15 protein-coding genes are annotated in these 19,905 nt (G+C 44.5%); 9 read left to right on the top strand and 6 right to left on the bottom strand.

The window, feature by feature from the left end:
* Window positions 1-112 precede the first annotated feature (112 nt).
* The 3 genes from FHS57_RS27785 (at window position 113) to FHS57_RS27795 (ending at window position 3,169) form a co-directional block, all read left to right on the top strand.
* Window positions 113-1,117 carry a glycosyltransferase family 2 protein gene (locus FHS57_RS27785; protein WP_183979441.1) on the top strand — a complete coding sequence of 335 codons (1,005 nt, stop codon included), beginning with the start codon at window positions 113-115 and terminating at the stop codon, window positions 1,115-1,117.
* 101 nt (window positions 1,118-1,218) lie between these two features.
* Window positions 1,219-1,836, top strand: coding sequence for an L-threonylcarbamoyladenylate synthase (locus FHS57_RS27790; RefSeq protein WP_183979443.1), 618 nt, complete (start codon window positions 1,219-1,221; stop codon window positions 1,834-1,836).
* Window position 1,837: 1 nt separating this feature from the next.
* Complete coding sequence (locus tag FHS57_RS27795) at window positions 1,838-3,169, top strand: DUF58 domain-containing protein (RefSeq protein ID WP_183979445.1); 1,332 nt, start codon at window positions 1,838-1,840, stop codon at window positions 3,167-3,169.
* A gap of 4 nt (window positions 3,170-3,173) precedes the next feature.
* Here the strand turns inward: FHS57_RS27795 and FHS57_RS27800 are convergent, their stop codons facing one another.
* From FHS57_RS27800 to FHS57_RS27815, 4 genes are all read right to left on the bottom strand, one after another.
* Window positions 3,174-5,045 (bottom strand): gamma-glutamyltransferase family protein, encoded by a 1,872-nt coding sequence (locus FHS57_RS27800; RefSeq protein ID WP_183979447.1) that lies wholly within the window; start codon window positions 5,043-5,045, stop codon window positions 3,174-3,176.
* Window positions 5,046-5,081: 36 nt separating this feature from the next.
* Entirely contained in the window at window positions 5,082-5,768 is a 687-nt protein-coding gene (locus FHS57_RS27805; protein ID WP_183979448.1) for a polysaccharide deacetylase family protein, read from the bottom strand.
* Between the two features lie 120 nt (window positions 5,769-5,888).
* Window positions 5,889-7,040 carry a glycosyltransferase gene (locus FHS57_RS27810; RefSeq protein WP_183979449.1) on the bottom strand — a complete coding sequence of 384 codons (1,152 nt, stop codon included), beginning with the start codon at window positions 7,038-7,040 and terminating at the stop codon, window positions 5,889-5,891.
* Window positions 7,041-7,043: 3 nt separating this feature from the next.
* A complete protein-coding gene (locus FHS57_RS27815) occupies window positions 7,044-7,505 on the bottom strand; it encodes an Lrp/AsnC family transcriptional regulator (protein WP_122930858.1) in 462 nt (153 codons plus the stop codon).
* A gap of 284 nt (window positions 7,506-7,789) precedes the next feature.
* Between FHS57_RS27815 and FHS57_RS27820 the strand changes: the two genes are divergently transcribed.
* The 6 genes from FHS57_RS27820 (at window position 7,790) to FHS57_RS27845 (ending at window position 17,774) form a co-directional block, all read left to right on the top strand.
* Window positions 7,790-8,011, top strand: coding sequence for a hypothetical protein (locus FHS57_RS27820; RefSeq protein WP_183979450.1), 222 nt, complete (start codon window positions 7,790-7,792; stop codon window positions 8,009-8,011).
* Window positions 8,005-8,376 carry a type II toxin-antitoxin system VapC family toxin gene (locus tag FHS57_RS27825; RefSeq protein WP_183979451.1) on the top strand — a complete coding sequence of 124 codons (372 nt, stop codon included), beginning with the start codon at window positions 8,005-8,007 and terminating at the stop codon, window positions 8,374-8,376. Before FHS57_RS27820 ends, FHS57_RS27825 begins: the two co-directional genes overlap by 7 nt.
* 2 nt (window positions 8,377-8,378) lie before the next feature.
* Window positions 8,379-12,170: a methionine synthase gene (gene metH, locus FHS57_RS27830; protein ID WP_183979452.1), complete on the top strand. Its 3,792-nt coding sequence runs from the start codon at window positions 8,379-8,381 to the stop codon at window positions 12,168-12,170.
* 63 nt (window positions 12,171-12,233) lie between these two features.
* Window positions 12,234-12,686, top strand: coding sequence for a D-aminoacyl-tRNA deacylase (gene dtd / locus FHS57_RS27835; RefSeq protein WP_183979454.1), 453 nt, complete (start codon window positions 12,234-12,236; stop codon window positions 12,684-12,686).
* A 105-nt stretch (window positions 12,687-12,791) separates the two neighbouring features.
* A complete protein-coding gene (locus FHS57_RS27840; protein ID WP_183979455.1) occupies window positions 12,792-14,567 on the top strand; it encodes a T9SS type B sorting domain-containing protein in 1,776 nt (591 codons plus the stop codon).
* Between the two features lie 531 nt (window positions 14,568-15,098).
* Window positions 15,099-17,774, top strand: a complete 2,676-nt coding sequence (locus FHS57_RS27845; RefSeq protein WP_183979457.1) for an ATP-binding protein — start codon at window positions 15,099-15,101, stop codon at window positions 17,772-17,774.
* A gap of 2 nt (window positions 17,775-17,776) precedes the next feature.
* Here the strand turns inward: FHS57_RS27845 and FHS57_RS27850 are convergent, their stop codons facing one another.
* The gene (locus tag FHS57_RS27850) at window positions 17,777-18,925 is read right to left on the bottom strand and encodes a TIGR03364 family FAD-dependent oxidoreductase (protein ID WP_183979459.1); all 1,149 of its coding nucleotides are present in this window, start codon (window positions 18,923-18,925) and stop codon (window positions 17,777-17,779) included.
* Window positions 18,925-19,662, bottom strand: coding sequence for an HAD family hydrolase (locus FHS57_RS27855; RefSeq protein WP_183979461.1), 738 nt, complete (start codon window positions 19,660-19,662; stop codon window positions 18,925-18,927). The genes FHS57_RS27850 and FHS57_RS27855 overlap by 1 nt, the downstream gene beginning before the upstream one ends.
* Window positions 19,663-19,905 lie beyond the last annotated feature (243 nt).

The following is a 19,905-nucleotide window of genomic DNA, read 5'->3' on the forward strand; positions in this document are numbered from 1 at the left end:
TACCGTTTACTAAGAAGTAAGTATATCCTGAATAGAATTTGTAAATTTTAGATTACTTTTACTAATCAAATAAATGCCCTTTTACGCAAAGAAATAGTCTCAACGCCTCCTTATGAATCCAGAAGTGTCTGTCATCTGTACTTGCTACAACCATGCGCCGTTTATTTACGAGTGCCTGCAATCGGTTGCCAATCAAACGTATGACAATATTCAATTGATTGTAATTGATAATGCCAGTACGGATAACTCAAGACGGGTAATTTTACAATTTATTGATCAGTACCCCAACACCATTTTTATCCGCAATGTCGACAATATTGGGCTGTGCAAAGCCTTTAATCAAGGACTGGGTGAAGCCAAAGGGAAGTACGTCATCGACTTGGCCGCTGATGACGTCATGCCTCCTCAACGCATCGCACAGCAGGTCAAAGCGTTTGAGGGACTTCCCAAAGACTATGCCGTTGTTTTTTCAAATGCTTCATACATAGACACTTCAGGAAAACTTATTGGCTACCATTATGCCTTAGGTAACGATGGAAAAGCTCAAGGAGTAGTTCCAACGGGAAATGTTTACAAAGAAATATTGCGGCGCTATTTTATCTGTACTCCTTCTATCATGATGCGAAAATCCGTATTGATGAAACTCGGTGGGTACGACGAAACGCTGAGTTACGAAGATTTTGATTTTTTTGTTCGCTCAGCCCACGATTATAAATACCATTACATTGATGAAGTGTTAATGAGCAAGCGCGTTCTCGATGGGTCGATGGCTTCGCAGTTTTATCTGGTTGGAAACGACATGTTGAAATCCAGTTGGGCAGTTTGCAACAAAGCCTACGACCTCAGCCGTTCTCAAGAAGAATATGACTTATTAGCCGAAAGGATACGCCAATTCATCAAAAAGTGCTTCGTAGCAGAAGATGCCCAGCAAGCCACCGAATTTCGTAAGCTTCTCAATTACATCGAAGACCCTGGCTGGGAAACCGAATTGCTCGTTTTTTTATGCCGCCTCCACCTCCCAGTCAATTGGCTTTATCAATTTTACGCCAAGTGGCAAAGCAACCGAAAACGATCATTGATGCAGCAAGGTGTTCCGTTTGTACAGCTCGACTCTTAAAGTTCGTTGAATGACTTTCGTTATTTGTGTTCTCCAAATAAAATGATACGTTTGTAAAACAAAGCTTTTTCATTTGTTTCGGAAACCAACTGAGTTGTCGAATGCCTGCAGAGTTCCTTAAAATACACCCCCAGAATCCCGAACCACGCAAAATTCAGCAGGTGATCCGCTGTCTTCAAGATGGTGGTTTGGTGATTTATCCTACCGATACGGTCTATGCCTTAGGTTGCGATATTCACAATGCCCGCGCCGTCGAGCGCATTGCACGCATCAAAGGCATCAAGCCCCAAAAAAATGATTTTTCTTTCATTTGCCACGACCTAAGCCACATTGCGGATTATGCCAAAGTGAGCAATTCGGCTTTTAAAGTCATGAAACGTATTCTGCCAGGGCCATTTACCTTTATCCTCTTGGCTGGTAGTCGCGTTCCAAAAGTATTGGCAAACCGCAAAACAGTGGGGATTCGGATACCCAACCACCCCATTCCGCTTCAAATTGTCCACGAATTGGGCAATCCCATCATCACTACGTCTATCAAAGACGACGATGAGTTTATGGAGTACCCTACCGACCCCGAAATCATGTTCGAGCGTTTTCAACACCAAGTGGATATTGTAATCGACGGCGGCTTTGGAGGGCTTATCGCTTCAACCATTATTGACGCCACCACCGACGATTTTGAGGTCATTCGCGAAGGAGCGGGAGAATTTATTTATTAGCATGAAAGTCATCAAAAACCTGTATTTTTCTCCGCTTTTCTGGGCACTACTGATTGTTTTGGTAGCGGCTTTTTTGGTCTCTTACCTTTTCATCGGGCTATTTGGTTTGGTAAAATTGGCGGCAGCGGTAGCTTTGGTGGTGACCCTTGTGGATGCTTTGCTGCTGTTTCGGGCCGAAAAAGGTATTTTTGCCCGTCGAGATGTTGCAGATCGGCTTTCCAATGGCGACCCCAACCCCATCACTCTTCACCTTGAGAATCGTTATTCGTTCCGTACAAATCTTGACATCATCGACGAAATTCCTTTCCAATTTCAACGACGTGATGTGTTGTTTCAAACGAGTTTGGCGCCCAACGAAACCCAGCAACTTCGGTATGAACTCCGTCCCACCAAACGCGGTGAATATAGTTTCGGGGCCGTCAATGTTTTTGTTAAAAGTCCGCTTGGTTTGATAAAACGGCGTTACCAATTCTCGCAAGATAAAATGGTGGCTGTGTATCCTTCTTATTTACAAATGCGGCAATACGAACTTTTGGCCATTTCCAACCGACTCACCGACATTGGCATCAAACGTCAGCGACGGCTGGGGCATAGTATGGAGTTTGAACAAATTCGACCCTACGTACAGGGAGATGATATCCGTACCGTCAACTGGAAAGCCACCGCCCGTCGCAACGAGCTGATGGTAAACGCCTTCCAAGACGAACGCTCGCAAGCAGTGTATTGCTTGATTGATAAAGGAAGGGTAATGAAATCGCCGTTTGAGGGTTTAACACTGTTAGATTACGCCATCAACGCGTCGCTTGTATTGAGCAACATTGCCTTATTGAAGCAAGACAAAGCAGGAATTTTTACCTTTTCGGAAGTAATTGGGCAAGTTCTTCCCGCCGACCGCCGAACGGGACAAATGCAAAAGATTTTGGAAGTACTGTACAAACAAAAAACGCGGTATTTGGAAAGCGACTACGAAACGCTTTATAGCCACGTCAAAAACCAAATTCGCCAACGTAGTTTGCTTTTATTATTCACCAATTTTGAAACTGTCAATGCCCTGCATCGTCAGTTGCCTTATCTACGACAATTAGCAAAGAATCACTTACTTATAGTCGTATTCTTTGAAAATACCGAAACGGCTCAATTGCTAAAAACGCCCGCCGAAACAACCGAAACGATTTATCTGAAGACCATTGCCGAGCGGTTTTATTACGAAAAACGCCGTATCGTCAAGGAACTTGAACAATACGGCATTCAGTCGATTTTGACGGCACCACAGGACTTAAATGCGAATACCGTCAACAAATATTTGGAGTTAAAATCACGCGGGATGGTCTGATTTGCTACCAGCCAATTCCGTAATCTTCACCGTGGTTGCTTGAGCCTCCCCAAAAGCTACCGTGTTCCCAATCAAAATAAATGGCGTTGATGGGACCACTGGTTCGTTCTTGGTAGTTGATTTTATACCCCATTCTTCCAAGGTCTTTTCGTGTCCAAGAAGGCATGGCTTCGTTGAGGGTTAAACCACCGTTGATGCGTTCGTGGTTGCCAAACGTCGAGTACATCTGAAACGTTTTAAAACTTGGCGCTTCGCACGACTCCTGCACGGTCATGTCAAACTCCACCATATTGAGGAAAAACTGGAGCAATAACTGATCTTGTTCATCTCCTGCTTGTTTGGCAAAGGACAAGAAAGGCTTGCCATTTTTTAGGGCAAGGCTAGGGGTAAGTGTCACCCGAGGACGTTTCCCTGGCTCTACCACGTTGAAAGGATTCTCTTTCGGGTCAAGCACAAACGACTGCATTCGTTGGCTCATTCCGATACCCGTATTTCCTGCAATACACGCAGGTACCCATCCACCACTAGGCGTCATCGAAACCACCCAACCTTCGGCATCTGCGGCCTCTACCGAGGTCGTTCCTGCCGTGAAACTTTCCTGGAATTTCTCGTCCAGTGTTGCATTATTTTTAGGAGCCGTTAAGCTTGCGCTTCCCCAGTTTTTGAGCAAATCTAGGTAAGGATTTGCTTTGCCCTCAAACGGATACGGGTCGCCTGGGCCAATTTTGGGGTCGTTCATATTGGGGTTTATCAACTTGCTACGCTCTTTGGCATATTCCTTAGAAAGTAGCCCTTTCATGGGTTCTTCGGGGCCAAACGCAGGGTCTCCGTAGTAAAAATCACGGTCGGCAAAGGCCAAATTCATGGCTTGGTACAGCGTATGCACGTAGCGAGTGGAGTTGTAACCCATGCTTTTGAGGTCGAAGTTTTCCAAGATATTCAACGTTTGAAGCATGGCAGGACCTTGCGTCCACTGTTGGAGTTTATATACTTCAATTCCCTTGTAAGTAGTCATCATTGGCTCTTCGATTTTGACCTTCCAATTGGCCAAATCTTGTTCCGTAATCAAGCCTCCTTGCTCTTGGCAGCCCCGAGCAATTTCTTTGGCAATTTCCCCACGATAAAAAAGATCATTAGCGGCGTAAATTGCCTCTTTTCGAGATTTTCCTTTTGCCAACGCTTGCTGTTCGGCATTTACCAATTTTTTGAGCGTTTCGAGCAAATCTTTTTGCACAAAAATCTCTCCTGCATCGGGCGCTTCGCGTTTGGCACCCAAATGCGGCAAAAATACCTTTTTGGAATACGGCCACTGTTTGATAAGGTCTTTTTTCCCTTCGATTGAATTGGCCGTTTGGGCTTCAATAGGATAGCCTTCTGCCAATTGCATGGCAGGTGCAAGCACTTCTTTGAGCGACATGGTTCCGTATTCGGCCAAAATGGTCATCAATCCGCCTGGCGTTCCTGGTGTCACGGCTGCCAAAGGCCCGTACTCAGGAGGATACTTCATGCCTTTGTTTTTGAAGAAATCGGCAGTGGCTCCCGTTGGTGCTACCCCCAAGGCATTAATGGCAATGACTTTTTTGGTTTTGGGATTGTAAATAAGGGCTTGCGTTTCACCGCCCCAACTGAGCACATCCCACATGGTGCAGGTAGCTGCCAACATACCACAAGCTGCGTCCACGGCATTTCCTCCTTTGGTAAAAATCATTGCTCCTGCCGTGGCAGCCAAAGGTTTACCCGTAATAGCCATCCAGTGCTTTCCGTGCAAGGGTGGTTTTTGGGTAACAACAGGCAGGTTATTGAACGACTGAGCATGGGTTTGTGCCCAAATCGCCACCAGTAAAAAAGTAAAAGGTAAAAGTTTTGTCCACTTCATCGGTTTTCGGTTAGGTTAGATGATGATTTACTAAAATTAATGTACCAAATACGGCGAGCTTGCGGCATCACCAAGGTTCATAGAAGGCGGGATGTGCTGCGGTAAGGCTTCAAAACGATACCCAAGGCTGGAAAAATGTTCTAGCATTCTAGGAAGGACGTAACTCATATTACGCCACGCTTTTAGGCTATCGTGCAACACCACAATCGAGCCTGCTTTGGTATATTTCAACGTTTTTTCAAGGCAACGCTCAGGGCTAAGGTATTTTTCAAAATCGCCCGTTAGTACATCCCACATCACTACATGATAATTATTAAGGAGAGGCCGCGCTTGGCTCAGCTTTATTCGCCCGTAAGGTGGACGGAAAAGGGACGTATCTACGGGTAAGATGTCACTACACTGCTTTACGTTTTCGAGGTAAGTCTCATCCTCCGTATTCCAACCTTTCAGATGGTTAAAGGTATGATTTCCAACGCTATGTCCTTTGTCAAGCAAGCTGGCAAACAACTCAGGGTATTTACGAACGTTATCGCCAATGCAGAAAAACGTGGCTTTTGCCAAATAAATGTCCAGTTGCTCCAACACCCACTCAGTTACGTCAGGAATAGGGCCATCGTCGAATGTCAAATAAATCACGGGTTCTTCCGTTGGAATTTCCCAAACGAAAGGCGAATAAAATGACTTCAAGATTCGGGGCGACTTATGGACAAACAATGGAATCATAGCTGTTGATGATGTTAGTTAAGACCCGTTAATGATTGTAAAACTTTGGTTAAATTCTGCGAAATTTGCGGCTTTAAAGCTGCGAAAATCAGGGGGTAAAATCACTATTGCGGAGGCAATTTAACGCAAATTTCGCCCTTTCCAAACATAGCCTTTTCGTTGAGCTGCCAGTCCAAAAAACAGAACGTATATTGGATAAAAAAGTTGCACTATGGGAATGTAGCAATCCCAGGATTTTCTCCCCAAAAATCTGATAATCAAACGTAAAAACAAAAATTCAGGCACATATTTTAACAATAGAATTGTACAAAACTCAAAAGGCACTACATTTTCGTAGAATGGTGCTATTAACAAAATTAGCGTCAGCAAATTGACTAAAAATACCCAAACCGCAACCAGCATTGTGGCAAGGCGTTTATTGACTGCCCATTTGCTGGCCCAACGAATGCGTTGATGGTAAAAACCTTGCCAAGAATCTTGCGCGTGGGTTGAGACGACAGCAGCCTCATTTTTTAGGAAATAAAGCTTTTCCACGCCAAAATGTTTTGAAATTTTTTGAAGTAAAAACTCATCATCGCCCGACGCAATTTGCTCTACCCCTGCAAATCCTCCTACAGCTTCAAAGGCGGCACGTTCATACGCCAAATTTGCCCCGTTGCACATGGTTGGGTGACCCGCTTCGAGCAGACAAGCCCCCGTGCCAATCAAGCTGGCAAATTCGATGGTTTGAGCCACCTCTCCCATCCATTCTACGACACTGGTAGGCGTTGTTTTCAAGAACGTTACGGGGCCGCTTATTAATTTCGCTCCCGTTTCTAGGTACGTTTGAGCGAACATTTCCAACCACCTTTCTCCTACCCTACAGTCTCCGTCGGTGGTTATAATCAATTGTCCACTCGCTCGTTTGAGTGCTTCCGTAATGGCCCTTTTTTTAGGTGAACTTACGGGAGCATTGACCAATGACACGAGCTGTAAATTCAACATTTTGTTTTGAATAAATTCATTCACAATCTCCGCAGTTCTATCTGTGGAAGCGTCATCCATCACCCACACTTCAAAATGCTGACTGGCTAAAGTTTGTCGCTCAAGGTCATTCAATAATACGCCAATGTGGGCGGCTTCGTTGCGCACTGGAATGATGACCGAAATTTTAAAATCAGGAGGCATGTCCAAGTGATTCAATGGCCGCTTGGGAATACGTAACCATTGCCAACACAACCATAGACAAGCCACGGCATAGCCCCCAATCACCCCGCCAAACACGTACAACATAGCTTATACTTTCAGGGCGGTTTCGTGTTTGATTTCGCTCATCACAAAGATGCTGTGGGTATTGCCGATACTGTCTAAAGCCCCCAGCTTTTCCATCAAAAAGCGCTGATATTCAGGCATATCATTCACCACTACTTTCAACATAAAATCATATTCTCCCGAAATGTTATAACACTCCATCACTTCTTCAAAAGTCATCACGGCCGACACAAACTTTTCGCCGTTGGCACGGCTATGTTCTTTGAGAGAAACGTTGCAGAACGCAATGAGGTTACGGCCTATTTTTTCTCGATTGACGAGCGCCACGTACTTTTTGATGATTCCTTCTTTTTCCAGCTTTCTTACGCGCTCATAGACAGGCGTATAGGAAAGATTGAGTTGAGCGGCCAATTCTTTGGTCGTTAAGAGTGCATTTTGTTGCAGATAACGCAGAAGGCCACGGTCGGTTGTGTCTAGTTTGAGCATTGTTGTATTTTACACTGAAATTGAGGTTAGACATTTTATCTATTTTTTGCAGACTGATTTCTACAAATGCGGGTATTTTATAGGCATTAAAGGCTCAAAAGTATAAAATAAATCTATTTTCAAAGATTAATTGACAATAATCGTCTAATCACAGAAAAATTCTTTCTGAATTACGTTAATTTTGTACAATCCTAAGATGTCTATCTTTTCCGAGCATACGCCTCCTTCAAAGTGAACGTGCCCAGCGGAAAGTATGTTTTTGAGTAAATAAATCTCCTTTAATTATGGAAGAATTAATCTTGAAATACAATCTCTTAGATACATTCGGTCAACAAGAGCTAATGGATTTTTTAGAGTTTTTAGTACAGAAAAAACAAAAAAAAATGTCTGTAGATGCCTCTACTTACAAACAACAATTATTACAGGTTTCGACTTGGTCTGAGGATGATTTGGCAGAATTACAGGCCTATCCAAGTAAATTTAACTTTGAAGGTTCTGAATGGTAATGCTTGACACCTCTATCTTTATTGAGTACTTACGTGCTTCAAACAAAACACGTACTGCATTGTACAAATTAGCAGACACTCCTTTATCACTGTCATCTGTGACCTATTATGAACTTTTAATGGGTGCTACCAATGATTTAAAAAAACGAGATGTCTATCTACTAACTCAACTGCTAACCATTTTGCCTTTCAACGATGCAGTAGCTGAAAAAGCCTCGGAAATTTTTCATACTCTTAAACAAGAGAATAAGCTAATTGAATTTAGAGATATTTTTATTGCAGCCACTGCAATCACTCACAAAACACCTCTTAAAACACTTAATGTGAAGCATTTTAAGAGAATTAAAGAATTGATACTAGTATAAAAATGCAACAACCACCAATCCAAGAAATACTAAAATCGCGAATCCTTGTGCTTGACGGCGCGATGGGTTCAATGATTCAGCGTTATAAATTGACAGATGCTGATTACCGTGGCGATCGTTTCAAAGATTTCCCACACGAGGTCAAAGGCAACAACGATTTGTTGTCGTTGACCCGCCCCGACGTTATCAGCGAAATCCACGAGGCTTACCTCGAAGCGGGTGCCGACATCATCGAAACCAATACCTTCAGTGGGACCACCATCGCTATGGCCGACTACCACATGGAAGACTTAGTGTATGAGCTAAATTACGAATCGGCACGTTTGGCACGGGAAGCTTGTGATAAATACACCGCCATGAACCCCGATAAGCCGCGTTTTGTGGCAGGTTCTATTGGCCCCACCAACCGTACGGCCTCGCTCTCGCCCGACGTCAATGACCCAGGGTATCGCTCCGTTACGTTTGATGAGCTAGTGGATGCCTACTACGAACAAGCTCAAGCCCTTGCCGACGGTGGTGCTGATTTGTTTTTGGTCGAAACCATCTTTGATACGCTCAATGCTAAAGCCGCCCTTTATGCCATTGATTTGTATTTTTCGGACGTTAGAAAAGGGAGTGTTCGACCCATTCCAGGAAGCTTTCAACCTACCACTTTAAACCGTAAATCTGAAATGCCTATCATGGTGTCAGGTACGATTACGGATGCTTCGGGAAGAACTTTGTCGGGACAAACGACGGAAGCTTTTTTGACGTCGGTTTCGCACATGCCTTTGCTTTCGATTGGTCTCAACTGTGCGTTAGGAGCCGATTTGATGCGCCCTTACGTGCAAACCTTGGCCAACCAAGCGCCATTTTTTACTTCAGCTCACCCCAACGCAGGTTTGCCTAATGAAATGGGTGAATACGACCAATCTCCCGATGAAATGGCCGACATCGTTGAAGGCTTCTTGAAGGATAATTTTATTAATATCATCGGAGGATGTTGCGGAACAACACCACCGCACATCAAGGCCATTGCCGAAGTGGCCGCCAAATACGGGCCTCGTGATTTACCCGAAAACGACCATATTCAGAAACTTTCGGGACTTGAGCCGCTCAAAATCACGAAAGAAACCAATTTCGTAAACATCGGCGAGCGTTGTAACGTTACAGGCTCTAAGAAATTTGCTCGTTTGGTTCGTGAAAGCAAATACGACGAAGCCATCTCGGTAGCTCGCGAGCAGGTAGAAACGGGCGCTCAAGTCCTCGATATCAACATGGACGAAGGGATGATTGACGGCGTGCAAGCCATGACACGCTTCTGTAACTTGCTTATGGCCGAACCAGACATTGCCCGCGTTCCTTTTATGGTAGATTCCTCGAAATGGGAGGTGATTGAGGCTGGTCTGAAATGTTTGCAAGGAAAAGCCATTGTGAACTCTATTTCGTTGAAAGAAGGCGAAGAGAAGTTTATCGAACAAGCCGAAAAAGTAAAACGCTACGGGGCATCGGTGGTTGTAATGGCCTTTGATGAAGTAGGCCAAGCCGATAACTACGAACGTCGTGTCGAAATCTGTGAACGTGCGTATTGGATTTTAGTCAATAAAGTAGGTTTCCCTCCACAAGACATCATTTTCGACCCGAACATCCTTACGGTTGGTACGGGTATCGAAGAACATAATAATTATGCCGTTGATTTTATCAACGCAACCCGTTGGATTAAAGAACACTTACCGTACGCCAAAGTGAGCGGTGGGGTTTCCAACGTTTCGTTTTCGTTCCGTGGCAATGAGCCCGTGCGTGAAGCCATTCACACTGTTTTCTTGTACCACGCCATCAAGGCTGGGATGGACATGGGGATTGTGAACGCAGGTCAGTTGGGGGTTTATGACGACCTGCCCAAAGACATGTTGGAGCATTGCGAAGACCTCATTCTCAATCGTCGTCCTGATGCAACGGAGCGGATGTTGGCTTTTGCCGAAACCGTAAAATCGAAAGGAAAAGAAATAGTTGTTGACAATGCTTGGCGCGACCAACCTGTGTCAAAACGATTGGAACACGCTCTTATCAAAGGACTTACCGAATACATCGACACCGACGTGGAAGAAGCGCGTCAGCAATCAAGCCGCCCACTAGATGTGATTGAAGGGCCGTTAATGGACGGCATGAACGTAGTTGGAGATTTGTTTGGGGCAGGCAAAATGTTCTTGCCACAGGTGGTAAAATCGGCACGGGTAATGAAAAAAGCCGTGGCGTATTTGACCCCTTACATCGAAGCTGATAAAGCAGGTGGTGGTGCTGCGGCTGGAAAAATTTTGATGGCAACGGTAAAAGGCGACGTTCACGACATTGGAAAAAACATCGTAGGCGTAGTACTTGGCTGTAACAACTACGAAATCATCGACCTTGGGGTGATGGTCCCGACCGATAAAATTTTAGCAGCGGCCAAAGAAAATAACGTTGACATTATCGGGCTTTCGGGCTTGATAACTCCTTCCTTAGACGAAATGGTGGGTGTTGCCAAAGAAATGGAGCGCCAAGGCTTTACCATGCCTTTGTTGATTGGGGGTGCTACTACCTCTCGGATTCACACGGCGGTAAAAATTGACCCTCACTATTCGGGGCCTGTTATTCACGTCTTGGATGCGAGTCGCGCGGTGCCAGTAGCTGGAAAGTTGACGCAAAACGAACAAACCTACGCCGACACATTGGCCGACATCAAGAAAGAATACGCCAAACTTCGCGAAGACCACGCAAAACGTCAACAAGCCAAAGAAGCATTGTCGATTGCGGCTGCAAGAGCCAATAAAACCAACATTGATTGGGCAGGGTTTGAGCCAGTGAAACCCAAGTTTTTGGGAAATAAGTACTTCTACGATTATCCATTGGAAGAAATCGCGAAGTACATCGACTGGACGCCGTTTTTCCAAACGTGGCAATTGCACGGAAAATATCCAAAGATATTTGACGATGCGACGGTAGGGGCAGAAGCAAAAAAATTGTACGATGATGCCAATGCCATGTTAGCCAATATCATCAAAAATAAATCCCTCAAAGCCAACGCCGTCATTGGCTTTTACCCTGCCAATTCGGTGGAAGATGACATTGTGCTTACGCAGCCAACTGCTTCTCGCAAGGGAAGTGTAGCGGCTCCTGACGAGCGTATGGGAAAATGGCCATCGTTATTACAACAAAACGAAACGGTACGATTGCACAATTTACGTCAGCAAAATCAAAAGGCTGCCAATCTACCAAATCTCTGCCTAAGTGATTTCATCGCCCCCATTGAGGGAACAGGGGCAGACTACATCGGGGCTTTTGCCGTAACGACAGGTATTGGAATTGAGGCATTGTTGGAAAAATACGAAGCCGACCACGACGACTACAACAGCATCATGCTCAAGGCCGTCGCCGACCGATTGGCCGAAGCCTTTACGGAATTGATGCACGAACGCGTTCGCAAAGAATACTGGGGGTATGCCCAAAACGAAACGTTCAGCAACGAAGAATTGATTGCCGAAAAATACCAGGGGATTCGGCCAGCACCAGGGTATCCTGCCTGCCCCGACCATACCGAAAAGCGCACCATGTTTGAGTTGTTGGATGCCGAAGCCCAAGTAGGAATTCAACTGACGGAAAGTTTTGCCATGTACCCTGCGAGTTCAGTAAGTGGTTGGTATTTTGCCCACCCCGACAGCAAGTATTTTGCCCTCGGAAAAATCGCCAAAGACCAAGTGAAAGATTACGCCGTTCGCAAAGGAATGCCACTCGAAGAAGTAGAAAAATGGCTTTCGCCTGTTTTAAATTACGATTAGTTTATGAGTCGGGGTGCTTCCACCCCGACTTTTTTATTTACCTATTTAAGTCTTCCTTTTTCTATGATTGCAGTCATTCAGCGCGTTACCGAAGCCTCCGTCACCATCGAAGGACAAGTAAAAGGTCAAATCGGTTTAGGTTTCATGATTTTGTTGGGAATCACCCATGCCGATACCCAAGAGGACATTGATTGGTTGTCAAAAAAAATCGTGGGAATGCGCATTTTTGGAGACGAGGAAGGTAAAATGAACCTTGACATCAAAACCGTTGGTGGCAACATCCTACTTATCAGCCAATTTACCCTTCACGCCAGCACAAAAAAAGGGAATCGCCCTTCGTTCATTGATGCCGCTCGCCCTGATGTGGCCATTCCATTGTACGAAAAAATGATTGAACAGCTTTCACAGGAATTAGGCCACCCAATTCAAACGGGCGAATTTGGTGCCGATATGAAAGTCGCCCTCCTCAACGATGGACCTGTCACTATCTTAATTGATTCCAAAAATCGGGTATAGCCTTCCCAATAAGTATATTTACGTCCTTCCCGTGTTTTGAGCTAAGCAATCCTTTTTACCCAAATGCGAGGTCGGTCGGTTTTAGTTTGTTTAACGTTGTGGTGCATGGCATTGAAACTACTCCATGCCCATGAACCCGCTCGCGTTGCTGATTGCACTACCCCTCCCACCCTTTTTGTATCAAAAGTAAAGCGCCCATCAGTTGCCAGTTCTACAACCGTTTGTCAAGACAGTTTAGTCCAGCTTAACGCTCGAAACTACCCACCTGGCAGTACATTTACGTGGCAAAAAGGAGGCGTTGATGTACCCAATGCTGTTGATTCTGTTTTGGTAGTTCGTGGCAATCAATCGGGCACTTACCATTGTATTGTTCGCTCTCCACTTTGCTCCCTTCCTATCGTTTCCGCCCCTTTAGTCATAACGACCAATGCCAAACTGTTGGTCAGCATTTCGGCAGGGAACCCGATTGGCGTCCCGTGCAAGGAAGGAACGATAAAATTAACCAGTAACTCAAGCGGAAACGGCCCGTTAAAATATCAGTGGTACTTTGAAAATCAGCTCATTCCTAGTGCAACAAGCAACGTTTTTGATGCCATTGAGACGGGAGTTTATACCCTTAAAGTCGTTGATGGTTTCGATTGCGCTAACGTGTCTGGAGCACTGACGGTCATTACCTACACACCTCCCAAGGCCGACTTGAGCACGTCCCGCGCTGGGTTTTGTAATGGTGAAAAAGTAACACTCAAAGCCACCCAAGGACGCACCTACCTGTACCGTTGGCTACGCGACGGTCAAGAAATCAACGGCATCAAAGATTCCATCTCGGTCACGCAAACTGGTACATACACCGTCAAAATCACGTCTCCCAACGGATGTACCACGGAGTCGAACCAAATTTCAGTGGTACAATACGACGACCCTGTGGTATCCATTACCTCTTCTGGAAATCAAATTTGTCCAGGTGGAACCCTAGTACTGAAAGCCCAAGGAAAAGACTTGAAAACTTTTGAGTGGAAAAAAGAAGGAAAAACCGCTCAAAATGGTGTCAAAAGTGACTTTATAGTGACCCAAGCGGGAAGTTACACCGTCACAGTCAAAGATACCAACCGTTGTTTTGCAACCTCAAAACCCATTGACATTGAACTAGTTACCAAAATAGAAACCACCCTAGCTCCCATTCCTAGTTTTTGTGGAATAACCTCGGCCCCCTTTCGTCTAACGGGAACCCCAACGGGAGGAAGTTTTTCGGGGAAAGGCGTAATGGGAGATGTGTTTGACCCTCAATTGGCGGGTTTTGGACAACATACCGTTAGTTACTCCGTCAAAGGAAGTATAGAATGTATGAATGGAGAAAGCCGCCAAGATGTGCTCGTTTCCCCTTCCCCTCAGCTCGATTTGGGCCCCGACAAGGACATTATCAAAGGTGGTAGTATCGCATTAAATGCTGACCTAGGGCCCGACTATCGTTACCAATGGTCTCCTACCACGGGCGTTAGTGACATCGCAAGTCCTACCCCAACATTGTCCCCCTCACAATCGACAAAGTACATTGTCAAAGCCATTGGCCCTTCTCGGTGCGTTGCAACTGATAGCATTTATATTACCGTTTTTACTCCACTTTATATCCCTGATGTGTTCAGTCCTAACCAAGACGGCGTCAATGATACGTGGGAAATCAAAGGTTTAGAAGACTATCCCGACGCTCAAATCAGTGTATATAATCGCTGGGGAGAACTTATCTATCACCGTCACCAAGTTTCATTGGCCTCCTTTGATGGAAACTGGAATGGCAATCCCCTTCCAATAGGAGTTTATACTTATCACATCTTGACCGAACCCAAAGGGCGAGTCTATCGAGGTTTTGTGAATTTACTTCGTTGATTGCTTTCGTACATTACGTATCAGGTTGAACGCATTAAAAAAAGTAGCCTCAGCGAGGCTAAATCTTAGTAGAAAAAAGAGGTAAAGGACATCCCCAATCCCTAACGGGGCATTTTTCTACTAAGATGTAGCTCCTCTGGAGCAATCAATAGCCATTCTACATTTTAATGCGTTCAACCTGATTACGTATTAACTTCTAGGCATTTCTTCGTTTTTTTTAGTACGTTTTCCTATTTTAGCGCTCCCTTACCCTACTATAGAGTATATTTTAAAGGAATGTCGTTTGGTTCAAGATTCATTCGCAGTTACTTTCTTTCGCTTTTTTTGCAAGCGATTACCCCCTTTTTCTTTTGCCTTGTTTATGGACAACAGTCGCCTACCTCCATCCAAAAAAAGCGAGTTGATGAACTTTATGTCCTTTTCCAAAAGAAAATCTTAACAGCTCACCTTGCAATACCCTCCTGCCCTCCCTCCCATTTAAGCCATTCAGAAGCACTTGATTACGTATTAAACCACTCATCCTTTGAAAGTTTGTACAAAAATGGGAGAATAAAATGCGCAGGAGAAATACTCTCAACCGCCCGTCCAGCCACCAATTCTGCTTCGTATTCTTCTTGGTTAGCTTCCCTTACCAAATTCTTACAGATTACCCAACAGCAAGATTCTGCGTCGAAATGTTTGGCACTTTTAGAACGTTCTCTCTCAGCTCATTCTCCTTTAATCGGCACACTGGCATTGTTCAAAACCGCTCAGTTTCGACGCCAAATTCAGTTTGAAAAAGCCTTGCAAACAGCCAACGAAGCCTTACAATCCGCTCGTGCTACCAAGGATAAACGATTAACCGCCGCACTATTGAATGAAATTGGCAATACCTCCAGAGATATTTACCGCCAAGAACCCGATAAGTATTTGCCTATTTTTAAAGAAGCCCTCGACATCGCTCAATCCCTCAACGACTCTTCGCTCATTAGCGATACCTACGAAAACCTTGTTTATACCTATTTTATGGACAATTCGATGGACATTGAACATGCCCTCGAAAACCTAGAGCTGGCTTTAGCTACTTTCCCTAGCCAGACTACCCTTTTTGCACGGTATCGTTTTACCAATACAGTGGTCGCTTTTCTAAGTTATTTATCAGGAGAAAATGAAAAAGTTATTTCTTTATTTAAACACGTAGTACTTCTTTCGCGTCAGCTTCAACGGCCTACCGACACCCGCGCCACGTTTCAATATATTGCCGACCAATACATCAACATAAAAAATTTCAAATTGGCCTCGATGTACTTAGATTCGGCCCAACGATACGATTCACCCGAATGGGAAAAAGACTATTTCTACGAAAACCGAGCACAAGTAGCCAAAGCATTAGGCGATTTTCAGGGAGCCAACGATTACTACAAAAAAGCGTTGGAAGAAAAAGAAAGGGTGTATTTACGGCGCAATAACCAAACCATGACGCAATGGGAGACCCAATTCCGCACCCGCGAAACGGCTTTACAACTAGCACAAGAAAAGCGGCAACAATGGTTTTTGTGGGGAATTGTAGGCTTGGTAACCCTTCTTTTCTTTTTAGCAACGTATTCTTTTTGGCGTAACCGAAAACAACTTCAGCAGTTGGCCCAACAACATGAAATCATTGAACGCCAGAGTCAGGAGCTTCGCCAACTCGACGAGGCGAAAACCCGCTTTTTTTCCAACATCACCCACGAATTTCGTACGCCGCTGACCCTCATTATCAGTCCGCTCGAAACCCTTTTGAAGCAACAACCCAAACAACCTATTTTAGGAATGATTCATGCCAATGCTTCTCGGTTGTTGGCCTTAATTAATCAGCTCCTTGATTTATCAAAAATCGATGCGGGTGCCTTACAGCCCTCATTAACCAAAGAAAACTTGGTACTTTTTCTTCGCCGCCAAGCTGAGCCTTTTGAAGCATTGGCCGACGAACGAGGCATTGAATTACATGTTCCAAAAAAAGTTTTGGAAATGCCATTGGGGTACATCGATACCGACAAACTCAGTAAAATCATCACCAACTTATTAAGCAATGCCCTGAAATTCACACCTCAAGGTGGGGAAGTACAGTATCACTGGGATATTAGCGACAAACTACTTTCTATCACCCTGTCGGATTCAGGAATTGGCATTCCTCCCGAAAAGTTGAGCACCATCTTCGACCGCTTTTACCAAGTTGATTCTTCATCACGACGGATGTACGAGGGTTCGGGCATTGGTTTGTCTTTGGTGAAAGAACTTGTAGGAGTACTAAAAGGGGAAATTACGGTAGAAAGTAGGCTCAGCTCAGGCACAACTTTTCTCTTACGTTTTCCCATCGATGCACACACATGGGGAATCGTTGAAACCGAAAACATGTTGGAAAAGCAGCCCGAAGTCGTTCCTGCTTTGATCGAAAAAGCAACTTCTGTTTTGGTGGACGAAATTACTACCTCCACTTCGGTCGTGCTTATCGTAGAAGACAATCCCGATTTGCGGACATACATCGCCAGTTTGTTTGACAATCAATGTCAGGTACTTACGGCCGTAGATGGGCAAGAGGGATTAGAAAAAGCGATGGAAGCCATTCCTGATTTGATTATTTCTGACTGGATGATGCCTAATATGGACGGAATCAACCTTTGTCAGCACCTCAAAAAAGACGCCCGAACTAGCCACATTCCCGTTGTTTTGCTGACGGCTAAAACGGCGATTGAAAGTCGATTAACAGGTTTTGAAGGAGGAGCCGACGACTATATTGTGAAGCCCTTTCACGCAACTGAGTTACAGTTGAAAGTCAAAAACTGGCTGGCTAGACAAGAAAAATTAAAGAAACATTACACGGAGTTGCTCCAAAAACCCGTGCTCGTCCCGCCCACCCCTGAGTTGGAAGGAGCCTTTATGGAACGGTTGTTTGGAGTCATTGATAATCACCTTTCTGACACCACATTCAGCGTGGACTCACTGGCCGACGCCTTGCAATTAAATCGGCGAACACTGCAACGAAAAGTAAATAGCTTGACAAATCTTTCTCCCAACGAGCTAATCCGAAATCATCGTTTACGGCGGGCTTTGACATTGTTAAAGCAAGGAGAATCGATTGCCGATGCGGCCTTTAAAGTCGGTTTCGAAACCCCCTCCTATTTTACCAAATGTTTTAAAGAAACCTTTGGTATCAAACCTTCGGAGCTTGAAATTTCATCGCTTTGAAGCTAAGCAAACAACTTCTTTATATTTTCTTCGGAATACCCGCCCGTTGAGGTCATTCCTTTTCCCCCAATCCCCGTAATGATTTGGATGTGGTCGTCGATCTGACGTTCATAGATTTCCTCAGTAGTTTGACTGTAAAAACCAGCCCAAGTTGTACGAATTTTGTCCACCTCAAAAGTAACAATTCGCTCAGCTTCACTGATAATCAAGCCATTAATATAGTCAGTTGTATGAAAACCCAAATCATCTACGTGTTGTGCATCTGCGTACTCGTGCGAGTCGCCTATCACCACGGAACCGTCTTCTGCTTGTTTGAATAACACGTGAATCCCCCACTTTTTGAGATCGGAATAATGCTCAGGAGTAACCATCGACGCATACGAAGGCATTTGTTGGAAGGATTCATAACGGCGGATGGTCAAGCCCGTCAGGATATTTCCCTTCATTGATAAAGTAGGAAAAGGTATCGTCTGCATCATTTGTAATTTGCTAACAATCAAACCGCTGTTGGCAAACAATTCGGGATACAACATTCGGAACTCATGTCCATTGCAAATCAGTACTTTTTCAGCCTCAAATTCTTGTCGGTTGGCCAAACGTACCGTGGCTTTTCCGCTGGCGCTTTGGCAATCAACCACCGTCGCATTGTTAAGAAAAGTAATACCGATTTGTTCCTTACAATACCCCAACAATCGCTGCATCAAAACAGGTGAATCAACGCTCAGCTCTTGCGGAAAAAACAATGCCCCTACGGGATAGCTTGGTCGTAAATAAGGATAAATTTCAAGGCACTTTTGGCGACTTAATAACTCGCAGGTGTAGCCTATTTTTTGGTAATAATCGTACAGTTCATTGGCCAACTGCCATTCGTCGTCGTCAGACGCCACATAGACAGAGCCATTGTTACGAACGGTCAAATCTACCTTCGATTGCAACGTTTGGTATAATTCTAGGCTGCGTTGCCCATAATTAAACCACCGTCCCGACAGCCCCGAAGGCACCACTTGCCCAAAGTTTCGGACAGTAGCTCCAACGGGAAAATTATCTTTTTCAAGCAATAAGACCGATTTGTTTTGGCGAGCTGCGTGATAGGCATGAAACGTGCCCATGATACCGCCGCCCACCACAATAAGATCAAAATGTTTTTGCATTAGTTTTTTACTTTAATTTCTTCCAAAACCTGAATAATTTCATCAATCGAACCCAACAACGCGTCGTGTGGGTGACCAATCAATTGTTCGGTGGTATGTGTTCCGTTGGTAACGCCAAGGTTAAGATACACACCTGCTGCTTTGCCTGAGCCTAAGTCTGAAGGGGTATCACCTGCGTTGATGACGCGCTTCACATCCGTGACTCCCAAAAGGCGCATGGCTTTATAAATCATGTCGGGAGCAGGACGCCCCTGCGGCACTTCATCGCTCGAAATCGACGCTTGAATGACGGTCGATTCATTGCCAACACGCTGTGCATCAAGACCTTCCAACCAGCCCAGTTTCCCTAAAATAATGTCGGTTACTTCCCGATAGAAACCCGTTGTAAGGGCCACTTTAATGCCATTCTTTTTAAGGTAACCAAACAACTCCAAACACCCAACTGTAGGATAAACAGGCTGTGTGCGATAATGTTTTTCCAACACCTCTTTAAAAACCGCATACGATTCATCTACCCTACTCTCGACATCGGGGTGAGTTTCACCCAATTGTTTTCTCCAAAATAACTGAAAAACAAAACGTTTAGCAAGCCCCTGAACGGCTAATATTTCCTCGTCGGTTGCTTCAATTCCAGTTTGCCGTGCAGCTTTGGCAAAACAGGCTTCTACTTCGTGCTGGTCGGTTACGGTTGTACCAGCCATGTCCAAAATGACTAATTCTATTTGATGTACACTCATTCGATTACGTGGTAGCTTAGTTGAAATAACAAAGGTATAATATTACTATACAAAGTTAACAATTGACTTTGTTATTGTTTAGTTAAATTTAACAAAAAAGAGTTTTTCCAAGAAAGAAAAAAAGTGAATTAACAGCCCTAAAAAACCACGATACACTGTCTTTCAATTTATTACACAAGACAAATACTTCTTTTACCTAATTACACCTGGGCTTAAAAGTTTAACTCTTGTAAAAATCTTAAT

The organism is Runella defluvii (genome assembly GCF_014195535.1).
GTDB lineage: Bacteria > Bacteroidota > Bacteroidia > Cytophagales > Spirosomataceae > Runella > Runella defluvii.

Excerpts from the sequence above, each read along its gene's own strand:
- FHS57_RS27785 (WP_183979441.1), top strand. The coding sequence starts at position 113 with ATGAATCCAGAAGTGTCTGTCATCTGTACTTGCTACAACCATGCGCCG.
- FHS57_RS27790 (WP_183979443.1), top strand. The coding sequence starts at position 1,219 with ATGCCTGCAGAGTTCCTTAAAATACACCCCCAGAATCCCGAACCACGC.
- FHS57_RS27795 (WP_183979445.1), top strand. The coding sequence starts at position 1,838 with ATGAAAGTCATCAAAAACCTGTATTTTTCTCCGCTTTTCTGGGCACTA.
- FHS57_RS27800 (WP_183979447.1), bottom strand. The coding sequence starts at position 5,045 with ATGAAGTGGACAAAACTTTTACCTTTTACTTTTTTACTGGTGGCGATT.
- FHS57_RS27805 (WP_183979448.1), bottom strand. The coding sequence starts at position 5,768 with ATGATTCCATTGTTTGTCCATAAGTCGCCCCGAATCTTGAAGTCATTT.
- FHS57_RS27810 (WP_183979449.1), bottom strand. The coding sequence starts at position 7,040 with ATGTTGTACGTGTTTGGCGGGGTGATTGGGGGCTATGCCGTGGCTTGT.
- FHS57_RS27815 (WP_122930858.1), bottom strand. The coding sequence starts at position 7,505 with ATGCTCAAACTAGACACAACCGACCGTGGCCTTCTGCGTTATCTGCAA.
- FHS57_RS27820 (WP_183979450.1), top strand. The coding sequence starts at position 7,790 with ATGGAAGAATTAATCTTGAAATACAATCTCTTAGATACATTCGGTCAA.
- FHS57_RS27825 (WP_183979451.1), top strand. The coding sequence starts at position 8,005 with ATGGTAATGCTTGACACCTCTATCTTTATTGAGTACTTACGTGCTTCA.
- metH (WP_183979452.1), top strand. The coding sequence starts at position 8,379 with ATGCAACAACCACCAATCCAAGAAATACTAAAATCGCGAATCCTTGTG.
- dtd (WP_183979454.1), top strand. The coding sequence starts at position 12,234 with ATGATTGCAGTCATTCAGCGCGTTACCGAAGCCTCCGTCACCATCGAA.
- FHS57_RS27840 (WP_183979455.1), top strand. The coding sequence starts at position 12,792 with ATGGCATTGAAACTACTCCATGCCCATGAACCCGCTCGCGTTGCTGAT.
- FHS57_RS27850 (WP_183979459.1), bottom strand. The coding sequence starts at position 18,925 with ATGCAAAAACATTTTGATCTTATTGTGGTGGGCGGCGGTATCATGGGC.
- FHS57_RS27855 (WP_183979461.1), bottom strand. The coding sequence starts at position 19,662 with ATGAGTGTACATCAAATAGAATTAGTCATTTTGGACATGGCTGGTACA.